Raw genomic sequence first — 15333 nt, 5'->3', positions numbered from 1 at the left:
GAATTTCGCGATAGTCGAACCGGACTGATTCCGGACCTCCCAGCCCTAAAAGCCTGTGACCAGCATTATCAGTCACAAAGTTCTGCAGGCACCCGGGAGCTCCGCAGAACAGCATAAGGTAGTTTACGTCGAATCCCATCATCCAGCCCACGAGCTGCCTGCGAAGAACGGTACATAGATGTCTGCCGGAACAACTACCGCCCGCATTTCACAGCGAATCTCCGCCATTGCCGAGTCCGCCACCCTTGCCGTTGACGCCAAGGCCAAGGCACTGAAGGCCGCGGGACGTCCCGTGATCGGTTTCGGTGCCGGCGAACCCGATTTTCCTACCCCTGACTACATCGTTCAGGCCGCGATTGAGGCAGCCAGCCAGCCGAAGTACCACCGCTACTCCCCCGCGGGCGGTCTCCCCGAGCTGAAGAAGGCCATCGCAGAGAAAACCCTGCGGGACTCCGGCTACACGGTTGACCCGTCCCAGGTCCTGGTGACCAATGGCGGCAAGCAGGCCGTTTACAACACGTTCGCAACCTTGGTTGATCCGGGCGACGAAGTCATCATCCCTACCCCCTTCTGGACCACGTACCCGGAGGCCATCCGCCTTGCTGGCGGCGTGCCGGTTGAGGTCTTCGCCGGTCCCGAACAGGGCTACCTGGTAACTGTCGAGCAGCTTGAGGCTGCGGTGACGGACAAGACCAAGATCCTGTTGTTCGTTTCCCCCTCCAACCCCACCGGCGCCGTGTACAGCCCGGAACAGGTTGCCGAGATCGGCAAGTGGGCAGCGTCCAAGGGCCTTTGGGTTGTTACCGACGAAATCTACGAGCACCTGACCTACGACGGCGTGGAATTCACCTCCATCGCCACTGCCGCGCCGGAACTGGGCGACAAAGTGGTCATCCTCAACGGTGTGGCCAAGACCTACGCCATGACCGGTTGGCGCGTGGGATGGATGATCGGCCCTGCCGATGTCATCAAGGCGGCCACCAACCTTCAGTCGCACGCGACGTCCAACGTCTCCAACATCATGCAGATTGCCGCTGCCGCTGCGCTCACGGGCCCGCTGACCGCCGTCGACGAGATGAAGGTGGCCTTCGACCGCCGCCGCAAGGCGATCGTGGCCGGCCTGAACGCGATCGAAGGCGTTGAATGCCCGACGCCGACCGGCGCCTTCTACGTCTACGCGGACGTCCGCGGCCTGCTGGGTAAGGAATTCGAGACCTCCAACGGTCCCGTCCGTCCGGAGACTTCCGCTGAACTCGCGACGCTCATCCTCGACGAGGTTGAGGTTGCCGTGGTTCCGGGCGAGGCATTCGGTCCCTCCGGCTACGTACGGTTGTCCTACGCACTCGGCGATGAGGATCTGGCAGAAGGTGTCCGTCGCATCCAGGAGTTCCTGGGCAAGGCCAAGTAGGAATCAGCCAACGAAAACGCTCTTCCGCCGTGACAGGTGGAAGAGCGTTTTCGTTTAAGGCGCGGGATGTGAGAGAGCGTCCGGTTTAGGCCCGAGAGATGTGATAGAGCGTCAGAGGAGACGGCGCTCTGCAGCCCACTTGGTGAGTTCGTGGCGGCTGGAAAGCTGGAGTTTGCGCAGCACGGCCGAGACGTGGGTTTCCACCGTTTTGATGGAGATGAACAGCTCCTTGGCGACCTCCTTGTAGCTGTACCCGCGGGCGATGAGCCGCATGACTTCGAGTTCGCGGGCGGAAAGCTTGTCCAGTTCGTCGTCCGCGATGTCCGCCGGCGCAGTCCCGAAGGCATCGAGCACGAAGCCTGCAAGCCTTGGCGAGAACACGGCATCGCCATCGGCCACCCGGATCACGGCGTCGGAAATCTCCTTGCCGGAGATGGTCTTGGTGACGTAGCCCCGGGCGCCGGCACGGATCACGGAGACCACGTCCTCGGCGGCATCGGAGACACTGAGCGCCAGAAAGCTGGTGGTGGCGAGCAACGACATGGACCCCGCAATGACTTCACGTCCGCCACCACCCAGACCGCCGGGAAGGTGCACATCCAACAGCACTACTTCGGGGCGGATCTCGGCTATGACAGCGATGGCCTGTTCCACGGTTCCGGCTTCGCCCACAACGTCGATGCGTTCGTCGAGGTCGGCCTTCAATCCGGAGCGGAATATGGTGTGATCGTCCACGATGACCACGCGTACCCTGCGTCCAACGCCGTTTTCAGAGCTGTTGTTCATTGCTTGGCTTCTCCATTCCGCTGTTCACCGTTTCGCGCATCAGCATTCCGTTGCTCGCCGGTGTCCGGATTTGCTGACGGGAGGGACAAACGAACTTCCGTTCCATCACTGCTGCTGTTGATGACCGCTGTACCGCCGTGCCGCTTCATCCGGCCAATGATCGATTCCTTGACGCCCAGCCTGTCGTCCGGAACAGCGTCGAGGTCAAAGCCCGGGCCGCGGTCCTTGATGAAAATCTCGGTACTGCAGGCATTGCTCTCCAAGTACACGGATACTGTTCCGCCGCCGTGCCTTGCGGCATTGAGCATGGCTTCCCTTGCGGCCTGGACCAGGGCTTCATGCCGGTCCGTCATCTCGGTATCTCCCACTGTCACCACCTCAACCGCGTGGCCGTGGGAGTCTTCCACTTCCGCGGCCACGGACTTGATCCGGTCAGCGAGGAGGCCAGACTCCTTGGCGGGGTCGCTGAACAGCCAGGACCGGAGCTCGCGTTCCTGGGCCCTTGCAAGCCGCACCACGTCCTGCTCGGAACCTGCACGCCGCTGGATGAGCGCCAAGGTTTGAAGTACGGAGTCGTGCAGGTGGGCAGCGATCTCTGCGCGCTCGGTTTCGCGGACGCGGCCGGCGCGTTCGGCCTCGAGGTCCTTCCAGAACTTCAGGCCCCACGGCAGCAGTACCAAGGCAACTCCGCCGAGGACAGCGACGGAAGCCAGTAGTGCCAGCCAAGTCTGCTCCCAGGATCCAGACCCGGAAACCATCACCAGGACGCCGGCCACCACCAAGGCCAACCCCGCTGCCAGGCGGGTCCATCCACCTGCTTGATCGGCCTTCGTCTTGTCCACCAACCCGGCTCGCCGGGTCTCATCCAGTTGCATCCAGGCGATGGCAGCACCACCCAGGATGGCGGCTGCCGGAATGAGCGTGCCCAAAGGGACATCAACGCCCAACTGGCGTGCAATCAAGATCGCGGCCACCAGGAGCAGTGCCGCTCCGAGCAGGATTTCCTTGCCGTAGTGGATCTTGCGGAACGAGAACCACGTCGCCAGCGTGCTTTCGTTGCTGCCACCTGCAGTGCCCGAACGGGGCGGGCCCGCAAGCTGACCGGCTAAAGCGTCCGCGCCGATCAATGAATCAGTAGCCGGCAAAGGACCGCTGCCGGGCAAAGACACACCGGGCAAAGGGGTGCCGGGCATGGTCCCCGCAGTAGGGCTATAAGCCGTACCAGGAACAGGAGGGCCGGCCTGGACGGAACCGGATACCGGTGGTGCGCCGAACCCCGCCGGCGACGCGCCGGCGTCGTACGTTTTTGGTGCCACGGAAGGGGCGGGGGCGGAGACGGACGGAGGCGCCAGGCTCACCGCAGGAGCAATGGGCGACGCCGGACGGCGGGCGTTGCGCTTGGCGTTTTCATCCGCGGTGGGAACCATGGTCCACAACCATGCGTAGAAGGCCACGCCTGCTCCGCCGGCGAAACAGGCAAGGATCATGCCAAGCCGGACCAAGTTGACGGGCCAGCCCAAATGGTCGGCGAGTCCGCTGCAGACGCCCGCGATCATGCGGTCGCTGCTGCGGACCAGCGTGGGGCGTTGTACAGCGGTTGTCATATACCAATCCAAACACGGATCAGAGTGCCCCGGACGGGAAACCGGCGTTGTTCGGGGGTCCCTCAGGGATCATTCAGGGTATCCCCCAGTAGAGGGCGGGGTGGTCTGGGCGGCAGGATCGAAGTATGAACGCGAACAGCATGAACCCAGAGGAACCCGGAACGCCAAGCACGGCCAGCGGATCCGGCTCCAGCGCCCACACCGGCGCTTCCACCGGCGCCACCGGTGCCACGTCCGGGACGCCTTCGGGAACACCTGGAGAGGCCGGGACTTCCGCGGGAACCGGTCCCACCGGGGGCAACTACCCGCCCACCGGCACCGCTCCGGCAACCTCCCAGCAGAACTTCTTCGACTGGATCCGCAATCAAGGCATCCGCCGGGGACCGGACCGTTGGATTGGCGGCGTCGCAAGCGGTGTGGCCCACCGATTCGGCATCGACCCCCTGATCGTGCGGGGCATCTTCATTGTCCTGGCACTCTTTGCAGGCGTCGGCGTGCTGCTTTACGGCATTGCCTGGGCGCTCCTGCCCGAGCCTGACGGCCGGATCCACGTACAGGAAGCCGCCGCGGGCCGTTGGTCAGGGGGTATGACCGGCGCATTGATCACCACCATCATCGGCCTGCCGAGCCTTGGCCGCGGATTCTGGGGCTGGGGCTGGGATGGTATGCCCGGCCTGTTCTGGACCCTCTTCTGGATGGGCGGAGTCTTCTACCTCATCTACTTCCTGGTCCAACGCAACAAAACCTCAAAAGGAGCACCGACCGTGGGTCAACAAAATTACTCCTCAACGCCCTATGCCGCGGCTCCCGGCGGCACGGGTTACGGTACGCCCACGCAGTTCGCGTCCAGCACAACCACCGGCTCCACAACCACCGGAACCAATACCGGCGTACCCGTATACGGCGCGCCCGGCAGGTCAGGTGCCACACCGTCCGGGCCCTCCGGGTCCGTGCCCTCGCCGTCCGGGCCTTCCGGCCCTCGCCCTCCTTACGGACCAACTCCCCCGCAACAATGGCAGCCTAAACCCGCCGCTCCTAAGCACAAGGGTCCAGGAGCTGCAATCGTCTCAGTCTCAGCCGGTGCAGCCCTCCTTGCCGGCGGCACGCTGAAAGCGCTCGACGCCGGAAATGTCATTGAACTGGGTAACTCGGGTAACGCCGTGGTGTGGGCTACCGGCGCAGCCGTACTTGGCTTGGGCATCCTCATTGCAGGACTTCGCGGACGGACCTCGGGCTTCCTTGGCTTCCTCGCCGTGGCGGCCCTGATCACTGGCGGAATCTTCAACGTGGTCCCCAGAGACGGCGACCGCTTCACCTTCCACGACGTGAACTGGGCACCCACCAGCATTGAACAAGCACGGCTCGGCATTGACGTCACGGGGGCGCAGGGGCGGGTGGACTTGAGCGAGATCGCCCTAACGCCTCCGCTGATCTCCGAGGTACTCATTCCGGTTGACGCCACCGCCAGCAATGTCACGGTCATCATCCCCGACGATGTTCCTGTTGAGGTCAGGGCCGATATGACGTTCGGCAACCTCAACGAACGTGGCACAGACCGCGGTGGGCGCCTCCAGGACGAGAGGACGCTCTACAACACTGAAAAGCCGGGAGCCAACCTCGTGGTGGAAATTGACGGCACGTTCAGCAACGTGACCATCCAGGAAGGAAACTGACATGAACACCAACGAGCCAGGCAAAGCACGCGACGCGCAGCCGACTGAGCCTGCGCAGCCAACAGAACCGCTGCCCAGGGAGCAACGTTCGGCGGAAACCCGCCCCACGGAAGCCCTCCCCCGCGAAACCCGCCCCACGGAAGCCCTCCCCAAGCCGAGCCTCAAGCCAATCCCGCTCACCCCGCCGTTGGAGCCCAGCTTCGCAGTACAGCACACTGACGACGACGAACCCCGCCAGGCGCGGATAGGAACTGTGGTGTGGGGGTTGATTGTGATCGCCCTCGCGGCCTTGATCGTCATCTCTACGCTCGGATGGGTCACTCTGAACGGCACGTACGTGCTGATCGGTTTGATGATCGGTGCCGGTGCGGCACTGGTGGTCGGTGGGCTCCTGGCAGCCCGCAAGGGTTCCGGCACACCGAAGAGTCCGGCCAAGTGACCGCACGCAGCAACGTGACAAAGCAACCACAACAGGGAAGGCTGTAGCCATGGACAAGTTCTTCAGCATCGTCAGGGGCTTCGGCCTGAAGCGTGGACCGCAACGATGGCTGGGTGGCGTCTGCGGAGGAATCGCAGCAAAGCTCCGGGTAGACGTCGCGTACGTTCGGGTGGCTTTCCTGCTTTTCTGCCTGCTGCCCGGGCCGGCATTCGTGGTCTACATCCTGGGCTGGCTCCTCCTGCCGGACCAGAACAACAAGATCGCGCTCGAATCCTTCATCAGCCAACGTTCCCGGTAGTTTTCGTTTACAGCGGCCGAAGAACACGAAACGCCCTGCCGGCCGGCGGGGCGTTTCGCTGTTTTCGGCCAGGTTTCCAATACCGCACGGCCAGGGTCAAAAGTAACCGTTTGTGTCCCACCCCACATGCGCGTCTACAATCATGGGGAGCTCAGCGTGGCGCTCTGCACGTATTCCTCCAAGCCATGAGTGAGCAAACATGAAAATTGGCATTCTTACCAGCGGTGGCGATTGCCCCGGCCTCAACGCAGTGATCCGCGGAGCAGTCCTCAAGGGCATCGCAATCCACGGCCAGGAGTTTGTTGGCTTCCGCGACGGCTGGCGTGGTGTGGTTGAAGGTGATGTCATCGACATCCCCCGCACCATGGTCCGCGGTATTGCCAAGCAGGGCGGCACCATTCTGGGCACCTCCCGCACCAACCCGTTCGAAAACGGTGGAGGCCCCGACGTCATCAAAGCCCACATGGAACGCCTGGGCATTGACGCGATCATCGCCATCGGCGGCGAGGGCACCCTGGCAGCTGCCAAGCGGCTTACCGACGCCGGCCTGAAAATCGTCGGAGTCCCCAAGACCGTGGACAACGACCTCGATGCCACCGACTACACGTTCGGGTTCGATACCGCCGTCCAGATTGCCACTGAGGCCATCGACCGGCTCCGCACCACCGGCGAATCCCACCACCGTTGCATGATTGCCGAAGTGATGGGACGCCACGTCGGCTGGATCGCACTGCACGCCGGTATGGCTGCCGGCGCACACGCCATCCTGATCCCCGAGCAGAAGGCCAGCATCGAGCAGATCACCGAATGGGTCCAGGAAGCCCACGACCGTGGCCGTGCGCCGCTGGTGGTGGTTGCTGAGGGCTTCGTCCCTGATCACATGGAGTCCCCGCACTCCGAGCGCGGCCTGGACACGTTCGGCCGTCCCCGCCTGGGCGGCATCGCTGACCAGTTGGCACCGGAGATCGAGGCCCGCACCGGCATCGAAACCCGGGCCACGATCCTCGGCCACATCCAGCGTGGTGGCGTTCCTACCGCCTACGACCGCGTTCTGGCGACGCGCCTGGGCATGGCCGCCATCGACTCCGTGGTGGAAGGCCGCTGGGGCACCATGGTGGCTCTGAAGGGCACAGACATTTCCCATGTGGGCTTCGAGGAAGCCTTGGGCAAGCTCAAGACCGTGCCACAACACCGCTACGACGAAGCGTCTGTGCTGTTCGGCTAGTCGGCTAGGCTGAATCCATGACCTTAGAGCCCACGTCCGCTGCCATCATCCAGCTGGCGTGGGCTCGTCGTTTGGGGCTCGACGACGACGCTTTCGCCAACGCAGCTGCCCGGCTCACCACTTCCGCGGCGGACCCAGGCGACCTTGGCAACCGCATTACCCGTGTGGATGACGCAGCGCGGTCGCTGGTTTTCCTTCGCCTGTTTGGCGTCTCGGCGCTAGTGGGACCGCAGTGGGCCCTTGATGCAGCGGCAGCCATCCCCGATACCGAACTGGCCCAGCACGTAACGCTGTTGACCATCACTCGCTCGCACGGCGGACACGGGCTTGGATCCTCCGCATTGTTCTTTGCAGACGATCTCCCGCTTCAGCAACCATCCGAAGAACTGACGGTTTCGCAAGGCAACCCCGAGGCCATCAGCCTTGAGGGCTTGTGTCCCCCGGATGACGTCAACGAGGTTGGCCTTCAAGGGCTCGAACATCGCTTCACCATCATGCATCCCGAGGAAGATCAGCCCACGCCGGTGGCCTGCGGTGCCTATTCCGAGTGGGAGGGCATTCTGGCCAATATGGGCGTGCTGGTTGCACCTCCCTGGCGGCGGCGAGGCTTGGGCACCCTGGCCGCTTCCATCGCTGCACATGAAGCACTTGCCTCCGGCCTGACTCTCCAGTGGAAGGCCGATGTCAGTAACACCGGTGCGCTGGCGATGGCCCGCAGCCTGGGATTTGCCACGGGCGGGCTCCACGCCAGCGTCATCCTCGGCTGACACAGAACTGAACTGGCCCGGCTTTGAACCCGGAAGGGATTGATCCTGCCCTACAACAGCTCAGGACCACCCCAAAAGTGGGCTGGTCCTGCGCTGTTGTCCGGAAAATGTCAGCGCTACTTGCCCACTGTTTCCTGAACGGCCGGTACCTCGGGGGCCTTTCCGCCCCAGCCTTGCACCGACTTGGGCTTGCCAAAGAACAGTGCCATCACCGCTCCCAGAAGAATCGCACAGGCGGGCAACAGGATGGACTGGCTCATCGCCGTCGAGAATCCCGCGTGCAGCGCCTCCGGCAACACTCCGGTCATGGAGGCTTCACCCGCAGGAGCTCCGGCTGGAGCCGCAGGCAGTTCTGCCGCGAGCCGAGACTGAATGAGGGCAGCAATGGCAGCCGAACCCAACACAGCACCGATCTGGCGTGTGGTGTTGAAAACGCCGGAACCGGCCCCTGCCTGGCGTGGTTCCAGGTTGCGGGTGGTCGCGTTGGACACCGGACCCCAGATGAAGGCGTTGGCAACGCCCTGCAATGCGCTGGGCAGCAGGAACATCCAGATAGGAGTGTCCGGGCCCAGCAGGGACGCGGTCCAGAACAATGCTCCGGAAAGGCAGACGAGGCCGAAGGATGCGAACCAGCGCGGGTTTGCGCGGTCTATGAGCTTGCCGACGAACGGAGCGAGCGCACCCGAAATAACAGCCATGGGAATCATCAGCAAGGCAGACTGCGTTGGCGTCAGGCCCCGCACCGTTTGGTAGTAGAAAATGGTGGGCAGCGGGAAGGCTGTCACCGTGAAGCCCACGGCCATGATGGTGCTGTTTCCCAGGGAGAAATTGCGGTCTTTGAACAGGCCAAGCGGCAGCAGTGGTTCCCCTCCACGGCGTTCAAGAAGCCACTGCCAGGCGACAAACAGAACCAGGACTACAAGTCCGGTAATGATCAAACCCCACACCGAAACGAACCCGGTAACCGTTCCCCACTTGTAGGTTTGGCCCTCTTGGATGCCAAACACCAGCAAGAACATACCGACGGCGGACAGCACCACGCCCACGACGTCGAACGTGTGGGTGTGAGTGCTCAGTTTCGGCACGAAACGCGTGACAAGGATAAAGGCCACGATGCCGATGGGGACGTTGACGAAGAAGATCCACTCCCAGCCAAGGCTGTCCACCAGCAGACCACCAAGGATGGGGCCGATCAGTACTGCCATTCCTGCCGTAGCTCCCCACAGCCCCATGGCTGCGCCGCGGCGGTCCGGCGGGAAGATTCGCGTAATCACGGCCATGGTCTGAGGCGTCATCATGGCGGCACCGAAGCCTTGGACGGCGCGCGCAGCGATCAACATGGTGATGTCGCCGGAGAGCCCGCACCAGAGGGAAGCGAGGGTAAAGACCACCAGGCCGATCAGGTAAAGGTTCTTGGGGCCGAACCGATCACCCAGCCTGCCCGTGATCAACAGGGGCACGGCATAGGCCAGCAAGTAGGCGCTGGTAACCCAAATGACGGCGTTGATATCCGTGTTGAGGCCCTCCATGATCCGCGGGTTCGCGACCGACACAATGGTGGTGTCGATGAGGATCATGAAGAAACCCACCACGAGTGACCACAGCGCGGGCCACGGCTTAGCTACGTTTTCCAAGGGATTCCTTTGGTTTGCTTATAAGTTCGGTTGGAGCCGGTTGGGGTTCATCCCAGGGCAGGCGCCCGTTGCCCAACTCCTCAAGGAGGCCGCGGATCCACGCGATCTCCGTTCGGCGCATTGCCTGTTGGTACGTGATGTCGATCCAGTATTTACGGGCCAGTCCCTTGCCCGTCACGGTGGCTTCGGCGTGGACGAGGAAGTCGAGATCGGCATTCAGTGCAACAACCCGCTCCTCCAACAGCCCCATCACCACCTCCGCGGGAAGGTGGTGGGCCTCGGCGATTGCGTGAGGGAAGACGGGGTATTCATTCACAGGGGTGGACAGCATGGCCTGCAGACGGGCATCGAGGGCAACATGTCCGGCTGAAGTGATCCGGTAGGTGGTCCGTTCCGGGCGGTTCCCTTCGCGTTCGGTTCCCGTAGCCTCGATGAGCCGGCTTTCCTCGAGCCGGCCCATGGCGTGATACAGGGTCCCGGGGCGCACTTTTACAAGGCGGTCCTCATGACGGGCCATCAGCAACTGGTACATCTCGTAAGGATGCATGGGCCCCTCCGCCAAAAGGGCCAGCGCGGCTACCCCCAGTGGGGTCAAAGCAGCGGCCTTGGGCATAACAACCCCTTTCCGGATCAAATACTCCGCAACAACTATTCCACGTGGAGTATAGGGATGCAAAGGAGCCCGGAAACACAGAAAGCCCAGCCGCCAGGCGGCTGGGCTTTCCAAGCACTAGTTGCGTTAGTCCAGCAGGGCCTGAATCTCTGACCTGGCGAACATTGTGGCGGCATCGCGCGCGGAGGGAGTTCCGGCGTCGGGATCTGCTCCAGCATCCAGCAGCACCCGGGCGACGCCGGTGTATCCCTTGAAGACCGCCCCGGCCAGCGGAGTCTGTCCGCGATCGTTGGCGGCATTGACGTCGGCACCGTGATGGAGGATGAGCTGTACGGCTTCCTCGTGCCCGTGATACGCGGCCAGCATCAGGAGGGAGTCGCCGGCGGCGTTGGTCAGGGTGGCAGGAGCACCGGCGCTCAAGTAGCCTCGCAGCAGTTCGGTGTCCCCTTCGCGGGCAGCATCGAACAGGGCGTGGGCCAGGGCCAACGTTTCGTCGTCGGGGCCTGTAGCTTGGCTCATCTGTGGGGTCCCTTCAGGAATCCGGTCTGGCGCCCGACAACCTGGCCGGCGTCGGGGGCGACGATCACTTCCTGGGCTGCGATGTAAGGTTCTTCACCGTCCATCACCGTCAGGGTTTCCTCCGCCGATACGGACCGCTTGATCACGGCCAAAGCAACGGGTCCCATTTCAAAGTGCTGCGCCACCGATGTCAGAGTACCCACCTTGCGCTCCCCGACAAATACAACACTGCCAACGGCTGGCAGTGTGTGCTGTGAGCCATCAAGCTGCAGGAACACGAGGCGCCGCGGCGGGTGGCCCAGGTTGTGGACACGAGCAATGGTTTCCTGGCCCTTGTAGCAGCCCTTGTTCAGGTGTACTGAGGTCCTCAAAAGGTCCAGTTCGTGGGGAATCGTCTTCTCGTCTGTCTCGGCACCGAGGCGGGGCCGCCAAGCAGCAATCCGCAGGGCATCCGCTGCCATGGCGCCTGCCAACGGAAGGCCCTCCACGGATTGCTCCAGTTGGGCCGCCGGGACAAGGTACTCGAACCAAGGGCGCTCGAGCCCGGGATGCGATTCCTCGGGAACGATGCTGTAGGCGTAGCCGCCGGGGCTTACGTGCGGCCAGGGATCCTCCCACACCAAGCGCCCGGTCAGTTGCTCCTGCGGTTTGGTGGCACCCACCACGGCCCACTGCTCAGAGACGTCCTCAATGTCGACGCGGAGCATGAACTTCATCCTGTTCAGCCATTCAGCCAATGGCCCTGCCTCGGCAGTCTCCACGATCAGCCATGTGGTGGTGCCATCGTCAATGACGCGGGCATCGAACTCGATGCGGCCCTGAACGCTGAGCAGCAACAGTTCGCTGGCAACGCCGGGCTGAAGGTTGGTGACCTGTTGGGACGAGAGCGTGTTGAGCCAGCTGAGCCGGTCCGGGCCAGTCACGGTCACCACGCCACGGTGCGAAAGATCGACGACGGCGGTTCCGATTGCCAGGGCGCGCTGCTCACGCAGCGGTTCGCCATAGTGAGCGGCGACGCCGGCGTCCAGGCCGGTGTCCTCGACGGCGCCGGGGCGCGACAACAGAGGGCTCTTGTAAGTCATATGTAGTAGAAGTCCTTGCGACTCAGCGGTATTCCGGTATCAGCGGTATTCCGGGTTTTCGAAATCAAATCGGGTGCCCGCTTTCCATTCCTCCGGCAAGTTGCCGTAGGCCGGAATGCCCCCGGCATCGCGCAGGAGCTTGGCCATGTGGAGGAGGTTCCACGTCATGAAGGTGGTGTTCCTGTTAGTAAAATCACTCTCCGGCCCACCCGATCCTTCGTCCAGATAGCTGGGACCCGGACCCACAGGACCGATCCACCCGGCGTCGGCCTGGGGAGGAATGGTGAAGCCGATGTGCTGCAGGCTGTACAGCACATTCATGGAACAGTGCTTGATGCCGTCCTCGTTGCCAGTGATGAGGCAACCGCCCACCTTGGGGTAGAACGCCCATTGGCCCTTGCTGGTCAACTCGCCCGAATGGGCGTATAACCGCTCGATGAGCTTCTTGGTTTGGGACGAGTTGTCGCCCAGCCAGATAGGCCCGGCGACCACGACAATATCGGCGTCGCGGACGTCACGGTAGATCTCCGGCCATTCATCGGTCTTCCATCCGTGCTCGCGCATATCCGGATACACACCGCTGGCGATGTCGTGGTCCACTGTCCGGAAGAGCCGGGTTGTGACGCCCTGCTTCTCCATGATGTCCCGGCTGATTTTGATCAGGCCATCAGTGTTGCTGAGCTGCGGCGAAGGTTTCAGGGTGCCATTGAAGAAGACGGCCTTAAGGCCCTCATAACCTTCCGGCTTGAGGTGGGTGTTCACTTTCTGCTCCTTCTGCTGGCTGCTTGCTTGCTGCGTGCTGGAACGTACGGTGAGGCCTCGGGTCAGGAAACCTTGTTGAGGAATGCCGAGGCGTGCGCTTCAAGGGCCTTGCCGCTGGCAGCGACGTCCCAGCGCCACAGGAGGTTGCCATCAACCAAGCCAAAGATCCGTGTTGCCGCTGTGTACTCCTTGGAGTGGCTTCCGCGCATCACCATGTCGGTGCTCAGCTGGATCTGGGGTCCCTTGATTTGGCCGTAGTAGAGCTCAGTGATTCCGCCAGGGTGGGAGATCGATACGGAGATGTCGAAACCGCCCTCCTTGTTGCGCCGCTCCTCGACTTCGTCGGCAGTCTTGAGAACGGGGACGATGTCGGCCGGGATCAGACCCGGGCCTCCGTCGCCTTCTTCAAGCTTCCGCTCCAAAGCCCAGAACCCCGTCTCAACAGTCAACGGGCGCAACTTTTCGCCGGCGTCATCGCTGAGCCAGGTCTCGGCCCTGTACTGCAGGTACGGGAGCCCGTTGTGCGTGAATGACACATGCTGGACGAAATGTTCGGAGTCCTCGTCTCCGCTGCCGAGCCGGCCGCGGCCTTCCCACTCACCAATGAGCCAGGAAAGGGGGACGAGTTCAGGCGTCAGATCTGTGGGGATCTCAATAGGCACAACGATTACCTCTGTTGGGCTGCAGGATCAGAAGGGTTACTTCTGGCCCTTGAAAAGGCGGTAGACGACAAAACCCGCAAACCATGCCATGGCGACGCTGGCCAGGCCAAGGAGAACGAGGAAGAAGATTTCAAATGCGAGTACAGACATGATGCAATCCTAACCGTTAGTAGATGAGTAGTTTGTCTATGAAGTAAGCCAAGGCCCCCACAGCCCAAACGGGCGCCACGCCCATTCCGATCGCCGCCGGGATATTGAGTCGCCCCCGCCGAAGGGTGGTCATTCGGCGGAAACACACCAGAACGGATCCCACCACCACGCCCACCAGGGCTGCGGGAAGTACGGCGATATCCGAGAAGACCAGACCTGCCAGCGGTCCCATGAGTCCGGCCATCACCACACCGAGCGGAGCCACAATGCGATCCGGCCAGCGAATGATTCCCACAATGAGGGCAACTGCCGCGCTGAGGCCCGCCACCAGGACCATCTCCTTGACGCCGTTGAATCGCGCGCTGGCGATCCACCCCGCGCCCAGGCAGTTCAGCAACACACCGGCGGAGCAGCCAAGAGTGGACTCCAGGCGTTGGGCCTGCCCTGTCCCCCTGATGAGCTGGACCACGAACACCGCCATCACACCCAGCGCTACGAACGCCGGGGTACCGTCCAGGAATCCCGGCGCCGGCATGTAGGCAGCGGCTACGGCCGATCCTGCACCGGCAAGCCCAATAACGGCGGCCAACGTCTTCTTGGCGGGAACAGCAAGGAAATGCGGCCAGCCTATCCCCACCGCCGCGGACGCCGCGATGCCTGCACCCACCATGGCTTCCCGGGAAACGAAGGTGCTGGCCACGATGGCTACGAGCGCCACGAGTCCGAATACCCCGATGCTCCAAGACTTCACTGTGTGCCGACCTCAATCCGATGTGCCTTACGACCTCCCGACAATCCTGCCTTAAGCCGGCCCAATATGTCGTAATTCCAGTGCTTGCCCGTCACGAATCCATGTGTCGCAAGGCACTGATGGGTATACTCGGACTTCAACAGCGCACTGTGTTTGCCGCAATCCCGTTACAACGGTAGAGGCTGCGCATGTGTTGTGACCGACCGGTGAGAAGCCGGTTTCGACGCCCGATGATGCGCGTACAGCCCATTGGAGGAACTATGTCGCACATCCTGCTCCTAACGAACAGCACCGGCTCATCGGTGGACATTTTGCCTGCCTTGGAGTTGCTGAACCACCGTGTGCACATCCTCCCGGCAGAACCCACGGCCCTCCTGGAGACCGACCCCACGGACATCGTCTTCCTTGATGCCCGCAAAGATCTAGTGGGCGCCCGCTCGCTCACCCAGTTGTTGAAGGCGACCGGCCTCAGCGCACCGCTCATGCTGATCCTCACGGAAGGTGGCATGGCTGCTGTCTCGTCCGCGTGGGCCGTAGATGACATCGTGCTGGACTCGGCCGGACCCGCAGAAGTCGAGGCGCGTATTCGGCTCGCCATGGCGCGTGCCGTGCCCGGCGAAGAGGAAGCCCAGACCGAAATCCGGGCAGCCGGCGTCGTGATTGACGAGGCGAGCTACACCGCCCGTGTCAGCGGCCAGCCCCTCAACCTGACGTTCAAGGAGTTCGAACTCCTGAAGTACCTCGCCCAGCACCCGGGCAGGGTGTTCACCCGTCAGCAGCTGCTGACGGAAGTCTGGGGCTACGACTATTACGGCGGCACCCGGACCGTGGACGTCCACATCCGGCGGCTTCGCGCCAAGCTGGGCGTGGATCACGAGAACCTGATCAGCACTGTCCGCAACGTTGGCTACCGGCTGACCCTTGTCCGTCTCACGGACGAAGAGTTGTCCGAAGCCTGAA

16 protein-coding genes are annotated in these 15333 nt (G+C 62.8%); 7 read left to right on the top strand and 9 right to left on the bottom strand.

What is annotated here, in order from left to right; genetic code table 11:
• The first annotated feature begins 178 nt into the window (after positions 1-178).
• Positions 179-1408: a pyridoxal phosphate-dependent aminotransferase gene (locus MOD31_RS06190; RefSeq protein ID WP_142938358.1), complete on the top strand. Its 1230-nt coding sequence runs from the start codon at positions 179-181 to the stop codon at positions 1406-1408.
• Positions 1409-1519: 111 nt separating this feature from the next.
• Here the strand turns inward: MOD31_RS06190 and MOD31_RS06185 are convergent, their stop codons facing one another.
• Positions 1520-2194, bottom strand: a complete 675-nt coding sequence (locus tag MOD31_RS06185; protein ID WP_142938357.1) for a response regulator transcription factor — start codon at positions 2192-2194, stop codon at positions 1520-1522.
• Positions 2191-3798 carry an ATP-binding protein gene (locus MOD31_RS06180; protein WP_223940649.1) on the bottom strand — a complete coding sequence of 536 codons (1608 nt, stop codon included), beginning with the start codon at positions 3796-3798 and terminating at the stop codon, positions 2191-2193. The genes MOD31_RS06185 and MOD31_RS06180 overlap by 4 nt, the downstream gene beginning before the upstream one ends.
• A gap of 125 nt (positions 3799-3923) precedes the next feature.
• Here MOD31_RS06180 and MOD31_RS06175 point away from each other — a divergent pair, with 125 nt between their 5' ends.
• From MOD31_RS06175 to MOD31_RS06155, 5 genes are all read left to right on the top strand, one after another.
• On the top strand, positions 3924-5471 hold the full coding sequence (locus MOD31_RS06175) for a PspC domain-containing protein (RefSeq protein WP_250820122.1): 1548 nt from the start codon (positions 3924-3926) through the stop codon (positions 5469-5471).
• 1 nt (position 5472) lies between these two features.
• On the top strand, positions 5473-5910 hold the full coding sequence (locus MOD31_RS22140; RefSeq protein WP_374206977.1) for a hypothetical protein: 438 nt from the start codon (positions 5473-5475) through the stop codon (positions 5908-5910).
• A 49-nt stretch (positions 5911-5959) separates the two neighbouring features.
• A complete protein-coding gene (locus MOD31_RS06165) occupies positions 5960-6208 on the top strand; it encodes a PspC domain-containing protein (protein ID WP_142938347.1) in 249 nt (82 codons plus the stop codon).
• 199 nt (positions 6209-6407) lie between these two features.
• Entirely contained in the window at positions 6408-7433 is a 1026-nt protein-coding gene (locus tag MOD31_RS06160) for a 6-phosphofructokinase (RefSeq protein WP_018776708.1), read from the top strand.
• 17 nt (positions 7434-7450) lie between these two features.
• Entirely contained in the window at positions 7451-8200 is a 750-nt protein-coding gene (locus tag MOD31_RS06155) for a GNAT family N-acetyltransferase (RefSeq protein ID WP_250820121.1), read from the top strand.
• A 116-nt stretch (positions 8201-8316) separates the two neighbouring features.
• Here MOD31_RS06155 and MOD31_RS06150 read toward each other — a convergent pair whose 3' ends face one another.
• From MOD31_RS06150 to MOD31_RS06120, 7 genes are all read right to left on the bottom strand, one after another.
• Positions 8317-9834 (bottom strand): DHA2 family efflux MFS transporter permease subunit, encoded by a 1518-nt coding sequence (locus MOD31_RS06150; protein WP_142938345.1) that lies wholly within the window; start codon positions 9832-9834, stop codon positions 8317-8319.
• Positions 9818-10447: a PadR family transcriptional regulator gene (locus tag MOD31_RS06145; RefSeq protein WP_142938344.1), complete on the bottom strand. Its 630-nt coding sequence runs from the start codon at positions 10445-10447 to the stop codon at positions 9818-9820. Before MOD31_RS06145 ends, MOD31_RS06150 begins: the two co-directional genes overlap by 17 nt.
• Before the next feature lie 126 nt (positions 10448-10573).
• Positions 10574-10966 (bottom strand): ankyrin repeat domain-containing protein, encoded by a 393-nt coding sequence (locus MOD31_RS06140; protein WP_166839897.1) that lies wholly within the window; start codon positions 10964-10966, stop codon positions 10574-10576.
• Positions 10963-12048 carry a folate-binding protein YgfZ gene (locus MOD31_RS06135; RefSeq protein WP_223940651.1) on the bottom strand — a complete coding sequence of 362 codons (1086 nt, stop codon included), beginning with the start codon at positions 12046-12048 and terminating at the stop codon, positions 10963-10965. Before MOD31_RS06135 ends, MOD31_RS06140 begins: the two co-directional genes overlap by 4 nt.
• Before the next feature lie 39 nt (positions 12049-12087).
• Complete coding sequence (locus MOD31_RS06130) at positions 12088-12810, bottom strand: flavodoxin family protein (RefSeq protein ID WP_166839893.1); 723 nt, start codon at positions 12808-12810, stop codon at positions 12088-12090.
• Positions 12811-12872: 62 nt separating this feature from the next.
• Entirely contained in the window at positions 12873-13472 is a 600-nt protein-coding gene (locus tag MOD31_RS06125; protein WP_142938340.1) for an FABP family protein, read from the bottom strand.
• A 166-nt stretch (positions 13473-13638) separates the two neighbouring features.
• The gene (locus MOD31_RS06120; RefSeq protein WP_142938339.1) at positions 13639-14373 is read right to left on the bottom strand and encodes a permease; all 735 of its coding nucleotides are present in this window, start codon (positions 14371-14373) and stop codon (positions 13639-13641) included.
• A gap of 260 nt (positions 14374-14633) precedes the next feature.
• Here MOD31_RS06120 and MOD31_RS06115 point away from each other — a divergent pair, with 260 nt between their 5' ends.
• Positions 14634-15332, top strand: a complete 699-nt coding sequence (locus tag MOD31_RS06115; protein ID WP_142938338.1) for a response regulator transcription factor — start codon at positions 14634-14636, stop codon at positions 15330-15332.
• Position 15333 lies beyond the last annotated feature (1 nt).

The sequence above is a fragment of the Paenarthrobacter sp. TYUT067 genome (assembly GCF_023656375.1).
GTDB lineage: Bacteria > Actinomycetota > Actinomycetes > Actinomycetales > Micrococcaceae > Arthrobacter.
Note: the sequence above shows the minus strand (reverse complement) of the source record. Positions and strands in the feature narration are given on the sequence as shown.